The organism is Nonomuraea sp. CA-141351 (assembly GCF_050944675.1).
Taxonomy (GTDB): Bacteria; Actinomycetota; Actinomycetes; order Streptosporangiales; family Streptosporangiaceae; genus Nonomuraea.
Genome location: NZ_CP191982.1, coordinates 6,575,162 through 6,593,443 on the forward strand (window position 1 = coordinate 6,575,162; position 18,282 = coordinate 6,593,443).

Sequence of the window (18,282 nt, forward strand, 5' to 3'; positions counted from 1 at the left end):
GGGCCGGTCTGTGGGAGTCAATCGACGCTCGCGTCCTCAGGCGTCCCCCGCGCCAGCGTCGCGAGCAGATCGAGAGCGGTGACGAGGTCCTGACGGCTGGGCGAGGAGATCGCCAGCCGGACCGCGTTGGGGGCGCGGCCCGAGCCGATGGCGAACGCCGCGGCGGGAGTCACCGCGATCCCGCGTCGCGCGGCCGCGGCCACGAACGTCTCGGCCCGCCACGGTTCGGGCAGTTCCCACCAGCAGTGATAGGCACACGAGTCAGCCCGTACGGCGAACTCGCCGAGCCGCTCCCGGACGAGAGCCTGCCGGTCCGCCGCGTCCTGGCGTTTGGCCTTCTCGATGTGTGCCGCCGTGCCATCGGTCATCCAGTGGGTCGCGATCTCCAGGGCGAAGCGGGAGCAGGTCCAGACGCCCGATCTGACCGCCGTGGCGAGCTGCTCCAGAAGGGCCGGGGGTACGACGGCGAATCCCAGCGTCAACCCGGGCGTGAGGCGCTTGGAGAGGCTGTCCACCACGATCGTGTTCTCCGGATGGTGCGCCGCGAGCGGTGCGGGGTCGTCACGGAGGAAGGCGTACACGGTGTCCTCTATCGCGGGCAGGCCAAGGTGACGCAGGGTGGACGCCACGTCGGCACGGCGCTCGACCGACATGGTGGTGCCGAGCGGATTGTGCAACGTCGGTTGCAGATAGACGGCGGAGAGCGGTGAAGATCGGTGAATCGTGCGCACCGCCGAGGGGACCAGTCCTTCGGCGTCCACGGGAAGGGGGACGAGGGTGACGCCCAAACGCGTGGCGATGCCCTTCACGACCGGATAGGTCAGCGTCTCCACGCCGAGCCGGTGACCCACGGGAACGAGCGCGGAGATCGCGGCGGCGATGGACTGCCTGCCGTTGCCGGTGAACAGGACCTGCGACGGCTGCGGCGCCCATCCGGGACGGGAGAGGAACGCCGCCGCGGCCCGGCGCGCCGGCGGGGTGCCTGACGGGCCCACCACGGCGCCCAGAGCGTTCGCCGGCAGTTCTTTGAAGGCGCGGGCGAGCAGGGACGACTGTCCGGGCAGTGTGGGGAAGTTCAGTTCCAGATCGGCCCACGCGGTCGCGGGTTCCGCCAGCGCGGGCTCCACGGGTGCCTCGCCGGCGCGGACGAACGTCCCTCTGCCCACTTCGCCGACCGCGAGGCCGCGCCGGATGAGCTCCTGGTAGACGCGAGCCGCAGTGGACGTCGCGATGCGATGGCGGCGGGCGAAGTCCCGCTGAGGAAGGAGGCGTTGGCCCTCACGCAGCCGCCCCGCACGAATGTCGGCCTCGACGGCGTCGGCCAGACGCCGGTAGTCATCCATGGCATCCCACTTTACATTGCACCGAGAACATTGTCCCCTATTGCACCGATGCATTGAGCGCTCATAGCCTTGAATGCATTCACGCCCCACTCGGAGCAATCCTTGGTCGTGGGGCCCGATCTCAGGAGCACGATGAGCACTTTCCTCTCCGACGGGGTCGCGGTGGAGTTCGATGATGTGGGCAGTGGCGACGCCCTCGTTCTCATCCACGGCCACCCGTTCAACCGATCAATGTGGCGTCCTCAGGCCGAGCGCTTCAGCGAATCCGGCTGGCGAGTGGTCGCCCCGGATCTCCGTGGCTACGGCGGGAGCGCCGTCGTGCCCGGCAAGACCACGCTGGATGTCTTCGCCGCCGACGTGGCCGCACTGCTCGATCATCTCGGGATCGACGAGGTCGTCATTGCCGGCTTGTCCATGGGCGGGCAGATCGCCATGGAGTTCTTCCGGCTCTTTCCGGAGCGGGTCCGCGGTCTGGTGATCGCCGACTCGTCTCCACGTACGGACAGCGCCGAAGGCAGGCGACTTCGCCTCGACACGGCCGAGCGCGTCATTCGCGAAGGCATGGCGGACTATGCCGAAGAGACCCTGCCGCGGATGATCGCGCCGTACAACATCGCCGAGTTGCCCGATGTCGCGCGGCACGTTCTGGAAATGATGAGGACGACGTCCGCCGAGGGGGCGGCCGCCGCCCTGCGCGGCCGCGCCGAGCGCCCCGACTACGTGGACGTCCTGCGACAGGTCACCGTGCCGAGCCTGGTGGTGGTGGGGCGCGACGACTACTACACGCCGGTGGCCGACGCCCTGTTCACGCGGAGTCTCATTCCGAACGCCGCGCTCGCCGTGATAGAGAACGCCGGCCACATGCCGAATCTGGAACGTCAGACGGAATTCAACGAGGCGCTCCAGCAGCTCCTTGAAACCGTCTCGGCCGATTCGCCGAGCCGGCGGTGACAGAGATGGCAACCGTTTTCGTGACCGGCGCCAGCAGCGGCTTCGGCGCCGAGATCGCCCGTGGCTTCGTCCGTCAGGGTCACCGGGTGATCGCCGCCGCCCGCAGGACGGGCAAGCTGGCCGAACTCGCGGAAGAGCTGGGGCCGGACCTTCATCCGCTGCGGCTCGACGTGCGCGACCGGGCCGCCGTCGAGCAGGCTGTCGCGACCCTGCCCGACATCGACATCCTGGTCAACAACGCCGGTCTGGCGAAGGGCATGGGCCCGGCTCACCAGGCGGACCTCGATGACTGGGAACAGATGGTCACGACCAACTGCACCGGACTGATCTACTGCACCAGGGCGATCGTGCCGGGCATGGTGGCCCGCTCCCGCGGTCACGTGATCAGTATCGGGTCGATCGCCGGCAGCTATCCGTATCCCGGCGGGAACGTCTACGGCGCCACCAAGGCGTTCGTACGGCAGTTCAGCCTCAATCTGCGCAGCGACCTGCACGGCACCGGGGTCCGGGTCACCTGTATTGAGCCCGGCATGGCCGGTGAAACGGAATTCTCGCTCGTCCGCTTCGACGGCGACTCGCAGAAAGCAGGCGCCGTCTACGCCGATACGCAGCCATTGACACCGGCGGACATCGCCGATTCCGTACTGTGGGCCGCGGCCCTTCCGCCCCATGTCAACATCAACACGATCGAACTCATGCCCACCGGCCAGAGTTTCGCACCGCTACAGGTCCACCGGGAGCCGCCGGAGAACCGGGAGTAAGAGACCTGGCCGCTCCCTCGCCCCCGGATGACAGGACCGCGACCACCTGCCCCGGCTCGGGAACGCCATTACGTGGAGGAGATCGGGGCCATTGCCGTCTCGGCCCGCCGCGCTGGTGCCGGCCGGAGGCGTCCACTCCCTTCCTTCGCGAACCTCACTGAACGCCTCCTCACCCCCGCCTCCTCCGCCTCTGACACGAGCCGACCGTCCAGATGCGCTTGTCCGCACTGTGGCGCCGCACTACCGTGCCGATGTGGATCTCTTCTCACGCTCCTGGGCGGCGTTGCGTACGGCGGTCGCCGAACTCACGGACGAGGACTTCGCACAGCCGTCCGGCTGTACCGGCTGGCTCGTACGGGACCTGGTGTGCCATCTGGTCATCGACGCTCAGGACGTCCTGATCACCCTCGTGACCCCCGCCGAAACGGAACCGACCCGCGACGCGGTGACCTACTGGGACGTCGCCGAAACGCCGCCGACCGGCGACGACCCGCTCGACGCGCTGACCGTCCGGCTGGCCGCCGCGTACGAGGAGCCTTGGCTGCTCAAGTTCCACCTCGACGACGTCGGCTCCGCGGCCGGCCGCGCCGCCGAACTCGCCGACCCGAGCCTCCGGGTCGGCACCCGCGACCAGGTCCTCACTGCGGGCGACTACCTCTCCGCGTACGTCCTGGAGTGGACGCTGCACCACCTCGACCTGATCGCGCACCTCCCGGACGCGGCGGAACCGCCCCCGGAGGGGCTCGCCCGGTCCCGCGAGATGCTGGAGAAGATCGCCGGGACCGCGTTGCCCGCGTCGTTCTCCGACAAGGACGCGCTGCTGGTCGGCACCGGACGGCGTGCCCCGACCGACGCGGAGAAGACCGAACTGGGTGAGCTGGCCGCGAAACTCCCGCTCGTCCTCGGATGATCGTCCGGCGTGCGCGCTTGGACGCCGTCAACCCGAGGCGGTCGCGGCCGCCTCGAGGTCCTCTCTGGCGAGCAGCGACAACAACGTGATCCCTTCGCCGGCCAGCACCTCCATCCCGCCCTCCCGGCGGTCGATGACACACAATGCGTGGTCGACATGTGCCCCCAACTCGCGCAGATGGCGGGTAGAGATCACCACCTGGCCGCCAGAGGTCACAACGTCCTCAACCACCAGAACCCGGCGCCCGGACACATCGGCGCCCTCCGCCAGCTTGCGGGTCCCGTACGGCTTCGCCGTCTTGCGGACGAACGCGCAGGGCAGGCCGACATGGCGGCCCAGCGCCGTGACCACGGGAATCCCGCCCAGCTCCAATCCGGCCAGCACCTCTGTACCCGCCGGCACCAGTCGGGCCATCTGGGCAGCCACCTCATCGAGCAGCGCCGGGTCGGCCTCGAAACGGTACTTGTCGAAGTACTCCGTCGCCGTGCGCCCTGAGCGCAGCACGAACTCCCCGGTCAGATGGCTTACGGCATAGATCTTCGACGCCACACTTTCGCTGGTCATGCTGAGGGACTCTACTTGTACGGCATCCCTTGATCGAGCTTCCCCCAGCGCCCCGGCCAGGTAACGGCGGCCTCCTGGCGGCTGCCTTCCCCGAGTGGGCGCGTGGCGGGAACCTCGTCAACGGCCGGCGGCCCTCGGAGCATCCAGCATGCGAACCATGTGCAGCTTGGCGACGGCGCATCCCTCCACGATGATCGCGCGCGGCTCTCGGCCCCCACACCTCGAACCCGCATGACCGGTACAGCCGTTCGGCGGGCACGTTCCCCTCCGAGACGGTCAGCCCGACCTGCACGAGCCCGTCCACCGCGGCCGCCAGCTCCAGCACCCGCGCCACCAGCGCCCTGCCCAGTCCGCGCCCGGTGGCGTGCGGCGCCACGGCCATGCCGAACAGCGTGCCTTTGTGGCGCTCCTGCGCCCGCTCGGCCACCGCCAGTCCGGCGATGCCCACCAGACGCTCCGCCAGGTACGCGCCCATCACCGCGTCGTGCGGCCGGCCCGCCGGGGCCAGGCGTTGCACCGTCACCGACAGCGGCTTGGCGACGTCCTCCTCGAAGCTGGAGGTGAAGGCCGTGGGTGCGTCTCTCAGCGCCTGGAGCCGGAACGCCCGGTACTCCTCGGCGTCCCGCACGGTCAGCCTGCGGATGACGACGTCTTCAGGCGCGGCGGACACGGGTGCACCTGGTGATGTATGACATGGCGATCTCCTCGCGGTCTTTGAGGTCCGGATGGGCGCCGAGGAACTCCTCCACGTCGCCGGGCGCGCCGGCTGTCGGGAAGGGTGGTGACGTGGCTGCGTGAAGCGACCATGTCGAGGATCTCAGCTCGGGTCATGGTGTGCTCTCGGTGGATCTCCAGCCGCTCGCGTTCGCCGATCCGGGGCCTGGTGTCGATCAGGGATGAGCCAGTCGATGGACGAGACCGGATAACCGGGTCGCCCACGCCGGCTTCTATCCTGTGTCGATGAACTTGGAGTTCAGCGGCGAGATGTGGTTCTGGAAGGGGCCGGCGCCGTGGCACTTCGTCACCGTTCCGGACGAGGAGTGCCACGATCTGGAAGCGACCGCTGCCGTGGTGAGCTATGGCTGGGGCATGATTCCGGTCACGGCTCGGATACGGGGAACCCGGTGGAGGACGTCGCTGTTCCCCAAAGACGGGCGCTACCTCGTGCCGGTGAAAGCGGCGGTGCGGAAGGCCGAAGGGCTCGACGTGGGGGACGTGGTGACCGTTCGTCTGACCGTCGATGTCTGACACAACCGCGCGAAGCTCGCAGTCCACGGCATGACACGCATATCGGCCGTTCTTTTGGACTGGTCTGCGAGCTTCGGTCATCCCACGACGCCCTCGATCGCCGGTACGCCGGTCAGCTGCGTAGGCGTGGCCGGTTGGACTTCGCGTGCCATCCAGCTGGAGGGTCCTCGCCGACCAGCCCGTCCACGGCCTCGCGGAGCAGGTCGGCATGCCCGGTGTGGCGCCCGTACTCCTCGATCAGGTCGCAGAGCAGCCGGCGCAGGCTGACATGGCGCCCGTCGGTGTAGGTGAGGTGGACGAGCTGGTCGAGTCCGCCGGCGGCCAGGGCCGCGTCGAGCCTCGCCCGGGACCGTTCGACGGTGGCGTCCCAGAGCGCGTAGAGGTCTTCGGGGGTGTCGTCGGCGGCCGAGTTGAAGTCCCAGTCGGGATCGGTAGCCCAGTCTGCTGTGTCCCACGGCGCGCCCAGCGGAGCGCCGCTGAGTTTGGTGCTGAATATCTGCTCTTCGGCACATGCGAGGTGCTTGAGCAGACTGCCCAGCGTCAGCGAGGAGGCGCCGACGCGGGTCCGCAGCCCGGCCGTGTCGAGGTCGTCGGCCTTCCAGCGGAAGGTTGTGCGCAGGCGGTCGAGCGCACCGACGAGGTGCTCGGCCTCGGTTCCGGCGAGGGGCGGTTCCCACCAGTAGTCGCTGTTGGTCATGGCGCCACCGTAGACCCCATTCCGGACGTTCTACTTCCGGCTTCCGCGATGCAGGGCGCCTCCTTGAGCCATTCCGCGCGTGCCCGCTCGTCGGCCAGATCTCCTGCACCCACCGGGCGACAGCGACGCCGATCAGCGCCTACGCAGAGTGCCGCGGCCCAATCGATCCCGTGCCCAAGGGAAGCAGCTCGCGGGTGTGCCGTTCAGCGGGGAGACGCGGCGATCTGTACGCGATGGCTGTCGCCGCCGGAGAGGAACGACGCCAGCGCCCGCCCCTGCTCGGCTACGGCGGTTCGGTCGGCTCGGGAGAAGCGGCGCAGCGGGGTGACGATCACGGTGCCGGCCTTGACGCTCCAGGTCGCGGCGACCCGGCCGTCGACCAGGGCAACGCGAGCGCCGGCGACCGACAGGCCGCGGTGGGCGTGGTCGATGATCCGGCTGCGGTCGTGGTAGCCGAGGAGCGCGTTGTCGAACGCCGGCAGGAACCGCACCGGGGCGGGTGTGCCGGGGTCGGGGCGCGGCGCGTCGGGCAGATCCAGCAGTTCCCGGCCCCGCTTGTCGCGAAAGGTGACCAGTTCCTCGCGTATCGCGGCCACCGCGTCCGGCAGTCCGGCGAGGCCGCACCAGGCGCGCAGGTCGGCCGTCGCGGCGGGGCCGTACGCGGCCAGATAGCGACGTACCAGCGCTTCGCCGACCGGATCGGAGCCCTTCGGGGCCGGCGGGTCGATCTCACGCCCCAGCCAGGAGGAGAGCAGGACGTTGCGCACTCCTGCCCTCGTGCGCCACAGCCCGCGCGGCGGCAGCTGGGCCATCGGGACGAGGGCGGCGATCAGCATTTCGCCCAGCGCCCGCGGTCCCGGCGCCGGCCAGCGCTCAGCCAGCGCCCGCGCGAGCTCGGTCATCGAGCGGGGCTCGCCGTCGGCCATCACCGCCCGGCCTGCCGTCGCGAGTTCGTCGAGGTCTATCCCGGCGAGCTCGCGACGGTAGGTCCCGAGTACCCGTTGGCGCAGCATGATGTCGTGGCGGGCCCGCCAGGCCAGGGCGTCGTCGGCGGTGAGGAGATGGACGGTGCGGCGCATGAGGTGGGTCCGCACCACGCTCCGCCGGACCAGCAGGTCCGAGAGCGCCGCCGGGTCGAACGCGCGCAGCCGCGACCAGAGCCCGACGAACGGTTCCTGCGGTTCCTGGGCTTGCAGGCCGCACAGGTGCGCGACGGCGTCGAGGACCGGCACGTCGGCGTGATCGAGCAGCAACTGCCGGGCGAGCGTCGCGCGGTTGAGCGCCCGGGTGTCGAGAACGGTCATCGGCTCATGCCCCGACGCGCTCGTCGGCCGATCGCCGGTCTGGCGCCGCGCGGCCGGACATCTTGGCGCCTGGACAGTAGGAGCTGACCTGAATACCGGTCCGCCCCAGCTCGCGCATCTTCACGGTGACGCCGTTCTCCTTCGCTTTCATGCAGGACCCGAATGGGTGGTGGATCTCGGCCCGGGACCGGTGACACCGGTCAAGACGATGGCCCGAGCCGGCAGGGCCTCGTCACCGCTCAGGTTGATCTCTGCCCGTCGAACGTCTCGCGCAGGATGTCGGCGTGCCCGGCCTGCTGGGCGGTCTCGGCGATGACGTGCATCAGCACCCGGCGCACGCTGCGCACCGCTCCCGGCTCGTTCCAGGGCACCTCCGGCAGCGGGTGCGTCGCCGACAGGTCGGGGACGGCGGCGACGATCTCCTCGCTGCGGGCGGCGACCTGCTCGTAACGCGCGAGGATCCCGGCCGGCGTCTCGCCGGGCAGCATCCGGAAGTCGTTCTGGTGGTCGATCGCCCACTGCGGGACCTCGCGTGCGGTACCGGCCGCGAGGTCGGCCCAGGTGACGCCGCCGGGCAGGTCGTAGCGCATCGCCGAGGGACCCTCGACCACGAAGCGCAGCCACTCTTCCTCGATGGACGCGACCTGCTTGGTCTTGGTCAGGGCGGATCGCGCAGTCGCGAGCGCAGCGAGCGCCCCGCTCGGCGTCGAGAGTTGAGGGGGACGTGGTGGTCACGGAGTTCAGGCCCTTCGGGTTGTCGTCGTTGACTGGCACGCGACAACAGTCCCAGGCGAAGAGGCCAGGGAGTGACCGCTTCTCAGGGCAGTATGGGGACCGTGCCGAAGACTTCAGCGCGACTGCTGTCGTTGCTCTCGCTGCTCCAGGCGCGCCGGGACTGGCCGGGGGCGCTGCTGGCCGAGCGGCTGAACGTCAGCCCCCGCACCGTGCGCCGTGACGTCGACCGCCTGCGCGAGCTCGGCTATCCCATAGTGGCCTTCAAAGGGCCCGACGGTGGGTACCGGCTCGACGCCGGCGCGGAGCTGCCCCCGTTGCTGTTCGACGACGAGCAGGCCGTCGCTCTGGCCATCGCGCTCCAGATCGCCACCACCGCTGGTGCAGGTATCGAGGAAGCCGCGGCGCGCGCACTGAACACCGTCCGGCAGGTCATGCCCGTACGGCTGCGCCGCCGGATCGACACCCTCCAGGTCACCGCCGTCGAGCCGCCCGCGATCGGGCCGGGCCCGCAGGTCGACAGCAGCGTGCTCATGGCACTCAGCGCCGCCGTCCACGCCCGCGAGGTGCTGCGCTTCGACTACACCCAAGGTGCCGACGCGCAGACCCCGCCGCGCCGGGTGCAGCCCCATCACCTCGTCACCTGGGGCGGGCGCTGGTATCTCGTCGCCTGGGACCTCGACCGCGAGGACTGGCGTACCTTCCGTGCCGATCGGATCATCCCGCGCACCCCTACAGGGCCCCGCTTCACCCCTCGCGAGCTGCCCGGAGGTGAGGTTGCCGCCTTCTTGGCCGGCAGGTTCCGGGGCTCCGAGGGCTCCGGCGACTGGCCGTGCCGCGGCGAGGTGATCCTCGACCTGCCCGCCGCCGCCGTGTCCCGCTACACCCGCGACGGAGTCGTCGAGGAGCTCGGCCCGAACCGCTGCCGGCTCGTCCTGGGCTCGTGGTCATGGACTGGCCTGGCCGCCACCATCGGCAGGTTCGACGCCGACATCGAGGTCGTCGGCCCGGCCGAGCTCAAGGACGCCTTCGCGCACCTGGCCCGCCGCTACGCCAACGCCGTAACCGACACACCCGCCACGCCGCCCCCGATCCAATGAAGATCTGAGGCGATGCGGCCGGAGGGCGTCGGCAAGGGGGCGATGACGGCCGGTGGCCGCTGGTCAACACCCCTGGCCGAGGTGCCGGTCGCGGATACGCTCGCCCGCCCCGACCGCCGGCCATCTGCCCTCTTGGAGATGCTTCGCCCCCTCGATGAAGGAATCGGCTGACCGGAAGAAGGCCGGCCATGAGGAGGGGGAGTACGGCGCCCACGCGGTCCCGCCACGGGAACCGCCGGTGTACGTGCGGGAGGCCGACACCCGCGCCATCCGCGCCGCGTCAGGGCAGGGAGTCAGCTCGCCGTGAGGCCGGGTACGCCGGAGCCGGCGGCCCGCCTGCTGAGCAAGGGTTTCAGCACCATGGGCTGCGCGATGGCCAGCAGCAGGCATGCGATGGCCAGGGCACTCCACAGCCCGCTGGGCCCGGCACGTTCGAGGAGTTGCGTACTGCACAGGGGTGCCAGGACGGTGGCGAACCCCCAGGAGATGCCGAAGATCGACAGGTAGCGCCCCCGGGCGTCCTCAGGGGCGATGCCGGCGACCATGGCGTAGCTGCGTCCGAACATCAGCGAATCACCGGCGCTCCACACCATCGTGGCGACGAGATGGCCCGGCAACCCGCCCGCCACGGCATAGCCGGCGAGGCCGGCGGCGAGCAGCAGGTAGCCGGCGGTCATCGCCGCGTGGTGGGACAGTGCCGCCGTCCACCTCAGCAGCGGCTGGCAGACCACCATGACCACCGCGGAGACGGCCGACAGCAGCCCGGCGTCGGCGGCCGGCAGGCCGCGCTGCACGAGCGCCAGCGGCAGGGCCATCATGACCTGCATGTAGATCAGCGCGAAGAAGGTGCCGGAGGCCAGGAGCACGAGGAGGCTACGGTCGCGCCAGGCGGGTCCCGCGACGGCCGCAGCGCCCTCGGCCTGGCTCGGGACCGAGGGCGAGCGGTGATCCGGGCGGGTGAGGGCGAGGATGTCACCGGAGGGTCGGCGGGCGGACCGGTCGGCGGGTAGGACGAGGCGGACCACGATCGCGCAGGCCACGCAGGTGGCGGCGTCCACGACGAACAGCCAACGCAGGTCCCACCGTCCCAGTCCCGCGGCGATCAGGCCCGCGCCCATGCCTCCGACTGCCATGGCCGTGTTGAACAGGCTGAAAGCCTGTGCCTGCTGAGCGGGTCGTACGGCGTCCGCGATCATCGCCTGGGACGGCGGCTCGTAGATCTCGAAGACCAGCCCAAGCAGGACGGCGAACCCGGCGAGCAGCACCAGGTTCTCGGAGACAGCGATGCCTGCCTGGGCCAGAGCGCACCCGGCCAGACCTGCGACGATCGTGCGACGCCTGCCGAACCGGTCAGCCAGGACGCCGCCCAGAAGCCGGGATGGGATGGTGGCCACGCCGAAGGCGGCGGAGATCGAACCGGCGGCGACGGCGCCCACGCCGAACTCCGTGGTGATCAGGACAGTGAGGAACCCGAGAGAGAAGGCCCCCAGCCGGTTGACCGCCCGCGCAAGGACGAGCCACCACACGGTACGCGGCAAGCGCTCCCCACCGCCTGCGACCTGCACGGCAACCTCCGTGACCGACGAAACTGATAACATCAGTCACGGACCTTAAGGCGTTAGGAGTGACCAGTCAAGTGATGTTCGATAGTCACGTGGCGATCCTGCTCGACACCGCGGTGTCGCTCGTGAACGTCATGACCGGCGGCGCCAACGGCGGCAAACCGTACGTGGCGCCGACGGGAGAGGCGCTGCCCTCCGCGATCGGCGCCGTGCTGCCGGGCGACGTGACGGTCTCGATGGAGGAGTCCCTCTATCTGGCCGGAACCGCGTTGAAGGTCCGGCAGGTCTTCGAGGCCATGGACGCTCACCAGGACGACGAGGCGGCTGCCATCGTCAACGCGCTGATCATCAGCACGGGCGCGCGACCGCAGCTCAACCGGACTCCCGGTGAGCCATGGCAGGTCCACTTCCACGGCGCCGACGACAGCCTGGCCGTGGGGTGGAGTGCGGGCATCGCCTCCGCCCTGACGCTGGCCATCGGCAGCGACCTCGGCGGACGCCTCGGCGTCTGCCAGGCCAGGCAGTGCGACCGCGTGTACGTCGACGCCTCCCGCAACGGGGTGCGCCAGTTCTGCTCCCGGTCCTGCCAGAGCCGGACGAAGGCGGCAGCCTTCCGGGCCCGTTCGGGGGCGCGGCGCCCGGCCTGAGAGGATGCCCCAGCTGACCAGGCGTTTGAGGCTCCGTGCGGATGTGGCCGTCGTGGTCACCCGGAGCGCCACCTTTCTGCTCAGCGCATCGGGGTTCCCGCCTGCGAAATGAGCCGGACGCACCCCTCAAGCCGACTACGCTCCATTAGAGCGGCATGCGTGGGGGCGGAGGGATGAGTGACGGTCAACGGGGCGGTTAACCATCAGGCGACGGCGGCGACGTCTGCGGCCGGTGAGGCGGTCGGGAGGGTGCTCGGCACCCAGGCGGCCTCGCCGCTGTCGTTCTGGGTGGGCCTGGAGCCGGGCAAGGTCGTCCAGCTCGACGACGTGGTGGTGACCAGGCGCGAGGTGCCGGGCTACGGCCTGGTGCTGGTGGCGGGCGTGGTGACGACCGTGGAGGCCAGGCACGAGGGCGCCGCGTACGACTCCGACGTCTTCCTGATCGCCGACGGCGCGCTGCCGGCCGCCGTGGTCGAGGTGGCGGAGGTGCGGGTGACGAGGGTCGAGCCGGAGGTGTTCGTGCCGCCGCTGCCCGGTTCCAGGGTCTATCTGGCCGGCGCGGGCGACCGTGACCAGGCACTGTACTTCGACGTGATGGACCGGCGGATCCCCCTGGGGATGGGCCGCGACGGCCAGCCGCTGTACGTCAACTTCGACTTCCTCGACGGCACCCGCGGCGCCCACGTGTCCATCTCGGGCGTGTCCGGCGTGGCCACCAAGACCTCGTTCGCCACCTTCCTGCTTTACTCGATCTTCAACTCGGGTGTCCTGGAAGGCGAGGCGGCCAACACCAAGGCGCTGATCTTCTCCGTCAAGGGCGAGGACCTGCTCTTCCTCGACCACGACAACCTCCGGCTCGACGAGCGCGCCACCAGCGTCTACGCCCGGCTGGGGCTGCCCGCCAAGGCGTTCGGGAGCGTCCACGTGTTCGCGCCGCCCCGCCCGGGCGACCCCAACGGCGTGCCGCACGTCTCGGCCCGCACGCAGGGGGTGAGCTCCTTCTACTGGACGCTGGTGGAGTTCTGCGAGGAGGAGCTGCTGCGGTTCGTGTTCGCCGACGCCGACGACGAGCGGGCCGGCTACTCGCTGCTGGTGGGGCAGGTCGCCGCCCGGCTGAAGGCGTGGGCCGAGCCGGTGGGCGACGGTGGCGCGATCATGGTGCGCGGCATCGCCTGCCGTACGTTCTCCGACCTCGTCGAGATGCTGTCCGACCAGCTGCAGGACGAGAGCGCGCGCGGCGAGTGGAGCGGCGCGCAGACGCCGCTCGGCACCGTCAACGCCTTCCTGCGCCGGTTGCGCAGCGCGGTGCGCCCGCTGTCCCCCATCGTCCGGGGCGACCTGCCGTTCTACCGCAGCCACTCGGTCCGCACCTCCGACGCGCAGGTGTCGATCGTGGACCTGCACAACCTGCCGGAGCGGGCGCAGCGGTTCGTGGTGGGCGTGGTGCTGCGCGGGGAGTTCCACCGCAAGGAGTCCTCGGGCACGGCCCGGCCGCTGCTGTTCGTGGTGCTGGACGAGCTGAACAAGTACGCGCCGCGCGAGGGCGACTCCCCCATCAAGGAGATCCTGCTGGACGTGGCCGAGCGGGGCCGCTCGCTCGGCGTCATCCTCATCGGCGCCCAGCAGACGGCCTCGGAGGTGGAGCGGCGCATCGTCTCCAACAGCGCCGTACGCGTCGCCGGCCGTCTGGACCCGGCCGAGGCGGCCCGGTCCGAGTACGGCTGGCTGCCTCCGGCCGTCCGGGAACGCGCGACGATCGCCAAGCCTGGCACCATGTTCGTCGCCCAGCCGGAGATCCCGGTCCCGCTGGCCGTCGCGTTCCCCTTCCCGGCCTGGGCGACCCGGCCCTCCGAGGCGGCGGCCCCACCGGCGAAGGCTTCGGCCGATCCGTTCCAGGGCCTGCCCGGCGTCGAAGACGACATCCCGCCCTTCTGACCACAGGTGGTTTCGTGAAGATCCTGCACACCGCGGACTGGCACGTGGGCAAGGTGCTCAAGGGCCGCCCCCGGATTGACGAGCACCGGGCCGTGCTGCGCGAGCTGGTCTCCGCCGCCCGTACCCACGACGTGGACGCCGTCATCGTGGCCGGCGACCTGTTCGACACCTCCGCGCCCACGCCCGAGGCGCAGTCGCTGGTGCTCAACGCGCTCATGGCGCTGCGCGGCGACGGCCGGGACGTGGTGGTGCTGGCCGGCAACCACGACAACCCGCAACTGCTGGAGGTCTACCGGCCGGTGCTCGGCAAGCTGGGCCTGCACGTGATCGGCTCGTTCCGGCGCCCCGACGCGGGCGGCACGCTCGCGTTCACCGCGCGCTCGGGCGAGCCGGTGCGGCTGGCCGTGCTCCCCTTCCTGTCGCACCGGTACGTCGTACGCGCCGCCGAGGTCCTCACCGGCACGGCCGCCGACCACAACCGCGACTACGCCTCCCGCATCGGCGAGCTGATCGGCGCGCTCACCGCCGGCTTCCACGCCGACACGGTCAACCTGATCACCACCCACGGCACGCTGCCCGGCGGCGCGTTCGGGGGCGGCGAGCGGGAGGCGCAGTCGATCTTCTCCTACTACTTCGAGCCGACCGCGTTCCCGGCCGCCACCCAGTACGCCGCCCTCGGCCACCTGCACCGCCGCCAGCAGATCCCCGGCCCCTGCCCGATCTGGTACAGCGGCTCGCCGCTGGCCGTCGACTTCGGCGAGGAGGGCAACACTCCGGGCGCGCTGCTGGTCGAGGTCTCCCCCGGACGGCCGGCCGTGGTGAACGAGCTGACGTTCACCTCGGCCCGCAGGCTGCGGACCGTGCGCGGCACTCTGGAGCAGTTGGAGGGCATCGAGCCGGGCGACGACTGGCTGAAGGTGATCGTGGAGGAGAAGCCACGTGTCGGCCTGGCCGACGACGTGCGCGAGCTGCTGTCGGGCACCGTCGACGTCATGCTGGACGAGCGGTTCAGGCCGGTGCCCGCGACCCGCAGGGCGAGCTCGGCCGAGCACAGCCCGCGCGAGCTCTTCCGCGACTACCTGAGCGCCACCGGCCGCCACGACGAGCAGGTGGCCGCGCTGTTCGACCGGCTCTACGACGAGGTGACCGGCTGATGCGTCCCCTGCTGCTGCACCTGGACCACTTCGGCAGCTTCCGCGAGCCGGTGACCGTCGACTTCTCCGACACCGAGTACTTCGCGCTCGTGGGCCCGACCGGCGCGGGCAAGAGCACGATCATCGACGCGATCTGCTTCGCCCTGTACGGCACCGTGCCGCGCTGGGGCAGGGAGGGCGCCGTCGCCCACGCGCTGGCGCCGTCCGTCTCCGCCGGCAAGGTGGCCATGGTGTTCGACAGCGACGGCCGGCGCTACGGCGTGGTCCGCGCGATGGTGCGCGACGCCAAGGGCGCGGTGCGCACCAAAGAGGCCAGGCTCGACGAGCTGGACGGCGCCGCGCCGCTCGGGCAGGCGTTCGACGCGGTGGTCAAGCCGATCGCCGAGGGCGAGAACGTCACCCCGGAGGCGCAGCGGGTGACCGGGCTGGAGTACCGGTTCTTCACCCAGTGTGTGGTGCTGCCGCAGGGCCGCTTCGCGGAGTTCCTGCACGCCGCGCCGCGTGAGCGGCAGGACCTGCTGGTGCAGCTGCTCGACGCCGACGTCTACGAGCGGATCAGGCAGAGCGCCGCCCGCGAGGAGGAGGCCGCCAAGCAGGCCGCCTCCTTCGCCCGCGACCAGCTCGCCAAGCTGTCCGGCGCGACGGAGGAGGCCGAGCGGGAGCTGAGCGAGCGGCTGGCGGCGCTGCGGCGGCTGGCCGAGACCATCGGCGCCGACCTGGACCTGCTGCGCGCCCGCGACGGCGACATCCGCCGCGCCGAGCAGGAACGGGCCGCAGTGGCAGAACGCCAGTCGGTGCTGTCGTCACTGCGCATGCCCGCCGCCGTCGCCAACCTGGCCGCGGCCCGCCGGGCCGCCGCCGAGTCGGTCGAGACGCTGGCCGCCGACGTGGCCCGGCTGGAGGCCGACGAGCACGAGGCGTACGAGGCGCTGGCCGCGCTCGGTGACCGCGGCGCGCCCCGTGCGGCGCTGGCCGCGCTCGACGCCCGCGAACGCCTGCAGGGCGAGGCCACGCGCGCCCGCGCCGCCGCCACGTCGGCCGCCGCGTCGCTCGAGGGCCTGGCCGCCGAGCGGGCCGCCGCCGAACAAGCGCTCGCCGCAGCCGAGACCCGGCGGGAACGCCTGCGCGACGCCCACGCCGCCGCCCACCTGCTCAACCGGCTGGCCGTCGGCGAGCCGTGCCCGGTCTGCCGGCACCCGGTCGCGGAGCTGCCCCAGCACGAGCCTCCCGCCGACATGCGCACCGCCGACCGCGCCCTGGCAGGCGCCCGCGAACGCGCCCAGCGCGCCGGGGCCGCCCAGGCCAAGGCCGAGACCTCGATGTCGATGCTGGCCACGCAGGCTGCCCGGCTGGAGTCCGAGCTGGCCGCGCTGCCCGCCCCCGGCGACCGGGCCGAGCTCGAAGCGCGGCTGGCCGCCATCGCCAAGGCCGACCAGCTGGCCACCCAGACGCGCACCGCCGTACGCGCCGCACGCGGCCGGCTTGAGCAGGCGCGGGCCGCGGCCGAACAGGTCGAGCGCCAGACCGAGTCCGCCTGGCGCACGCTGGAGGCCGCCCGCGACCGGCTGCTCGTCTCCGGCGCCCAGGACGACCCGCCGCCGCCCCTCGCCCGCGAGGACCTGCACCGGGCCTGGACCGAGCTGCTCGGCTGGCGCGACCGGGCCGCGCAGGCCGCCCGCACCGCGCTCGCCGAACGCGAGGAGCAGCTCGCCCAGGCCCGCGACCGGCTCGCCGCCGACCATCGCAGGCTGGCCGAGCGCCTGGCCGAGCAGGGGGTCGTCACCCAGCGCGACGCCTCCCCCGACCAGCTCGGTGCCGCCGTCGCCGCCGCCGTCGCCCGCGCCGACAGCGCCCTCGACCGGCTCAAGGAGGAACGCAAGCGCGCCGCCGACCTGGAAGGCCAGGTCGCCCAGAAGGAGCACGAGGCCAAGGTCGCCCACGAGCTTGCCCTGCGCCTGCGCGCCAACGCCTTCGAGCGCTGGCTGTGCGCCGAAGCCCTCGCCGTGCTCGTCGCCTCCGCCTCCGACACGCTGCGCGAGCTGTCCGACGGCCAGTACGAGCTCGCGCTCGCCGACAAGACCGGCGACATCGAGGTCATCGACTACGGCGAGGCCGGCATGCGGCGCAGCGCCCGCACCCTGTCCGGCGGCGAGACCTTCCAGGCCGCCCTCGCCCTGGCGCTGGCCCTGTCCGGCGCCGTCGCCAGGAGGCTCGATTCGATCTTCCTGGACGAGGGGTTCGGCACCCTCGACCCGGCCACGCTCGACACCGTCGCCACCACCCTCGAACGCCTCGCCGCCGGCCAGGAACGCATGATCGGTGTCGTCACCCACGTGCCCGCGCTCGCCGACCGCGTCCCCGTGCGCTTCGAGGTCAGGCGCGACGGCAAGGGCTCCCACGTACGGAAGGCGGCCATCGCTCCATGACGGGATTCACCGTCGACCCATGGGACCCCGGCTACGCCGCCGCCCTCGCCGTCGAGAACATCTCCGAGCTGGGCGACACCACGGCCGAGCTGATCCTCGACGTCGAGCAGCCGCCCGCCGACTGGAAACCCGTCACGCCCGGACCCGGCGCCTCAGCCCCCGAGACCCTGCTCGTCGCCGACGGCGTCCGCAGGATCGACGCCCGCGTCTGGGTCCACGACCCCGACGCGCCCATGCCCGTACCCGGCATCGCCGCCTCCTACGCGGCCGGGATCGTCCGCTGCGGCCCGGAGGGAGCCGACCTGGCCGAGATCCAGGTCAACCGGACGCTGATCTCCGCCTCCCCGCACGCGCCCGAGGTCAAGACCACACACGCCACCTACCACCCCAGCAAGTCCGCCGACGCGTCGTTCGAGGAGCTGTCCCTGGCGCTGCAACGGCAGGTCACCCAGCTCGAGGTGGACCTGGCGGTGCGGCACCGGTCACGGAGCGACGACCTGCTCCTGGTGGACGGGCCGCTGCGCGGGCGTACCCACCTGCCGCGCACGGTCGGCTACATCAAGACCCACCACACCGCCTACCTGCCGCCGCCGCAGTCCGCGGTCGTCGCCGCGCTCACGCCCGGCCAGCGCACGCCCGTGTTCCTCATGGGCACCAGCTGGCGGCGTCACGCCTGGTACCTGCGGCTCCCCGTCCAGTCGCCCGCCCCGTGGGCGGGCGTGGCACGCTGCGAGGCCAGCGCCGACCTGGACCCGGCCCAGGTCGTACGGCTGGCCGACGAGGTCACCCTGGCCCTGCCTCCACTGGCCGGCGTGGACTACAAGGACCCGCGCGCCCCCCAGAACCTGATCCCGATCGGCGGCCTGGAGAAGCTCCTACGTCATCACCTGGGCGACAGCCGCCTGCTCTACCGCGCGCTGCGCACGGTGGCGGCCGGTTAGACGCTGC

At 71.5% G+C, this 18,282-nt stretch carries 17 protein-coding genes and 2 pseudogenes; 11 read left to right on the plus strand and 8 right to left on the minus strand.

The window, feature by feature from the left end:
* Positions 1–17 precede the first annotated feature (17 nt).
* Positions 18–1,343, minus strand: coding sequence for a PLP-dependent aminotransferase family protein (locus tag ACQPWU_RS31220; protein ID WP_433427877.1), 1,326 nt, complete (start codon positions 1,341–1,343; stop codon positions 18–20).
* A gap of 162 nt (positions 1,344–1,505) precedes the next feature.
* Here ACQPWU_RS31220 and ACQPWU_RS31225 point away from each other — a divergent pair, with 162 nt between their 5' ends.
* The 3 genes from ACQPWU_RS31225 (at position 1,506) to ACQPWU_RS31235 (ending at position 3,965) form a co-directional block, all read left to right on the plus strand.
* Complete coding sequence (locus tag ACQPWU_RS31225; RefSeq protein ID WP_433427878.1) at positions 1,506–2,294, plus strand: alpha/beta fold hydrolase; 789 nt, start codon at positions 1,506–1,508, stop codon at positions 2,292–2,294.
* A gap of 5 nt (positions 2,295–2,299) precedes the next feature.
* A complete protein-coding gene (locus tag ACQPWU_RS31230; RefSeq protein ID WP_433427881.1) occupies positions 2,300–3,055 on the plus strand; it encodes an SDR family oxidoreductase in 756 nt (251 codons plus the stop codon).
* Positions 3,056–3,308: 253 nt separating this feature from the next.
* On the plus strand, positions 3,309–3,965 hold the full coding sequence (locus ACQPWU_RS31235; RefSeq protein ID WP_433427883.1) for a maleylpyruvate isomerase N-terminal domain-containing protein: 657 nt from the start codon (positions 3,309–3,311) through the stop codon (positions 3,963–3,965).
* Positions 3,966–3,992: 27 nt separating this feature from the next.
* On the opposite strand, the gene pyrE is transcribed toward ACQPWU_RS31235, so the two are convergent.
* Together pyrE and ACQPWU_RS31245 are read right to left on the minus strand one after the other, a co-directional pair.
* Positions 3,993–4,529 carry an orotate phosphoribosyltransferase gene (pyrE, locus tag ACQPWU_RS31240; protein WP_433427886.1) on the minus strand — a complete coding sequence of 179 codons (537 nt, stop codon included), beginning with the start codon at positions 4,527–4,529 and terminating at the stop codon, positions 3,993–3,995.
* A 205-nt stretch (positions 4,530–4,734) separates the two neighbouring features.
* Positions 4,735–5,199, minus strand: a pseudogene (locus tag ACQPWU_RS31245) (GNAT family N-acetyltransferase); the annotation flags it as partial.
* A 290-nt stretch (positions 5,200–5,489) separates the two neighbouring features.
* Between ACQPWU_RS31245 and ACQPWU_RS31250 the strand changes: the two are divergent.
* A complete protein-coding gene (locus ACQPWU_RS31250; protein ID WP_433427888.1) occupies positions 5,490–5,777 on the plus strand; it encodes a DUF1905 domain-containing protein in 288 nt (95 codons plus the stop codon).
* Positions 5,778–5,889: 112 nt separating this feature from the next.
* Here ACQPWU_RS31250 and ACQPWU_RS31255 read toward each other — a convergent pair whose 3' ends face one another.
* The 4 genes and pseudogenes from ACQPWU_RS31255 to ACQPWU_RS31270 all read right to left on the minus strand — a co-directional run.
* A complete protein-coding gene (locus ACQPWU_RS31255) occupies positions 5,890–6,474 on the minus strand; it encodes a DUF664 domain-containing protein (protein ID WP_433427890.1) in 585 nt (194 codons plus the stop codon).
* A 203-nt stretch (positions 6,475–6,677) separates the two neighbouring features.
* Positions 6,678–7,778 carry a winged helix DNA-binding domain-containing protein gene (locus tag ACQPWU_RS31260; protein WP_433427893.1) on the minus strand — a complete coding sequence of 367 codons (1,101 nt, stop codon included), beginning with the start codon at positions 7,776–7,778 and terminating at the stop codon, positions 6,678–6,680.
* A gap of 4 nt (positions 7,779–7,782) precedes the next feature.
* Positions 7,783–7,929, minus strand: coding sequence for a hypothetical protein (locus ACQPWU_RS31265; protein ID WP_433427896.1), 147 nt, complete (start codon positions 7,927–7,929; stop codon positions 7,783–7,785).
* 88 nt (positions 7,930–8,017) lie between these two features.
* A pseudogene (locus ACQPWU_RS31270) lies at positions 8,018–8,455 on the minus strand (DUF664 domain-containing protein); the annotation flags it as partial.
* A gap of 159 nt (positions 8,456–8,614) precedes the next feature.
* Here ACQPWU_RS31270 and ACQPWU_RS31275 point away from each other — a divergent pair.
* Together ACQPWU_RS31275 and ACQPWU_RS31280 are read left to right on the plus strand one after the other, a co-directional pair.
* The gene (locus ACQPWU_RS31275; protein WP_433427898.1) at positions 8,615–9,610 is read left to right on the plus strand and encodes a helix-turn-helix transcriptional regulator; all 996 of its coding nucleotides are present in this window, start codon (positions 8,615–8,617) and stop codon (positions 9,608–9,610) included.
* 154 nt (positions 9,611–9,764) lie between these two features.
* Positions 9,765–9,917 (plus strand): hypothetical protein, encoded by a 153-nt coding sequence (locus ACQPWU_RS31280; RefSeq protein WP_433427901.1) that lies wholly within the window; start codon positions 9,765–9,767, stop codon positions 9,915–9,917.
* On the opposite strand, the gene ACQPWU_RS31285 is transcribed toward ACQPWU_RS31280, so the two are convergent.
* Complete coding sequence (locus tag ACQPWU_RS31285; protein ID WP_433427904.1) at positions 9,904–11,175, minus strand: MFS transporter; 1,272 nt, start codon at positions 11,173–11,175, stop codon at positions 9,904–9,906. The genes ACQPWU_RS31280 and ACQPWU_RS31285 overlap by 14 nt on opposite strands.
* Before the next feature lie 74 nt (positions 11,176–11,249).
* Here ACQPWU_RS31285 and ACQPWU_RS31290 point away from each other — a divergent pair, with 74 nt between their 5' ends.
* From ACQPWU_RS31290 to ACQPWU_RS31310, 5 genes are all read left to right on the plus strand, one after another.
* Positions 11,250–11,819 (plus strand): CGNR zinc finger domain-containing protein, encoded by a 570-nt coding sequence (locus ACQPWU_RS31290; protein WP_433445335.1) that lies wholly within the window; start codon positions 11,250–11,252, stop codon positions 11,817–11,819.
* Positions 11,820–11,996: 177 nt separating this feature from the next.
* Complete coding sequence (locus ACQPWU_RS31295) at positions 11,997–13,754, plus strand: ATP-binding protein (protein WP_433427905.1); 1,758 nt, start codon at positions 11,997–11,999, stop codon at positions 13,752–13,754.
* Positions 13,755–13,768: 14 nt separating this feature from the next.
* Positions 13,769–14,908 (plus strand): exonuclease SbcCD subunit D, encoded by a 1,140-nt coding sequence (locus ACQPWU_RS31300; protein WP_433427907.1) that lies wholly within the window; start codon positions 13,769–13,771, stop codon positions 14,906–14,908.
* Positions 14,908–17,334, plus strand: coding sequence for an AAA family ATPase (locus ACQPWU_RS31305; RefSeq protein WP_433427909.1), 2,427 nt, complete (start codon positions 14,908–14,910; stop codon positions 17,332–17,334). The genes ACQPWU_RS31300 and ACQPWU_RS31305 overlap by 1 nt, the downstream gene beginning before the upstream one ends.
* The gene (locus tag ACQPWU_RS31310; RefSeq protein WP_433427911.1) at positions 17,331–18,275 is read left to right on the plus strand and encodes a hypothetical protein; all 945 of its coding nucleotides are present in this window, start codon (positions 17,331–17,333) and stop codon (positions 18,273–18,275) included. The genes ACQPWU_RS31305 and ACQPWU_RS31310 overlap by 4 nt, the downstream gene beginning before the upstream one ends.
* Positions 18,276–18,282 lie beyond the last annotated feature (7 nt).

Bases quoted from the DNA above. Each gene is read 5' to 3' on its own strand.
- ACQPWU_RS31220 (WP_433427877.1), bottom strand. From the start codon at position 1,343: ATGGATGACTACCGGCGTCTGGCCGACGCCGTCGAGGCCGACATTCGT.
- ACQPWU_RS31230 (WP_433427881.1), top strand. From the start codon at position 2,300: ATGGCAACCGTTTTCGTGACCGGCGCCAGCAGCGGCTTCGGCGCCGAG.
- pyrE (WP_433427886.1), bottom strand. From the start codon at position 4,529: ATGACCAGCGAAAGTGTGGCGTCGAAGATCTATGCCGTAAGCCATCTG.
- ACQPWU_RS31250 (WP_433427888.1), top strand. From the start codon at position 5,490: ATGAACTTGGAGTTCAGCGGCGAGATGTGGTTCTGGAAGGGGCCGGCG.
- ACQPWU_RS31255 (WP_433427890.1), bottom strand. From the start codon at position 6,474: ATGACCAACAGCGACTACTGGTGGGAACCGCCCCTCGCCGGAACCGAG.
- ACQPWU_RS31260 (WP_433427893.1), bottom strand. From the start codon at position 7,778: ATGACCGTTCTCGACACCCGGGCGCTCAACCGCGCGACGCTCGCCCGG.
- ACQPWU_RS31265 (WP_433427896.1), bottom strand. From the start codon at position 7,929: ATGAAAGCGAAGGAGAACGGCGTCACCGTGAAGATGCGCGAGCTGGGG.
- ACQPWU_RS31280 (WP_433427901.1), top strand. From the start codon at position 9,765: ATGAAGGAATCGGCTGACCGGAAGAAGGCCGGCCATGAGGAGGGGGAG.
- ACQPWU_RS31290 (WP_433445335.1), top strand. From the start codon at position 11,250: ATGTTCGATAGTCACGTGGCGATCCTGCTCGACACCGCGGTGTCGCTC.
- ACQPWU_RS31305 (WP_433427909.1), top strand. From the start codon at position 14,908: ATGCGTCCCCTGCTGCTGCACCTGGACCACTTCGGCAGCTTCCGCGAG.
- ACQPWU_RS31310 (WP_433427911.1), top strand. From the start codon at position 17,331: ATGACGGGATTCACCGTCGACCCATGGGACCCCGGCTACGCCGCCGCC.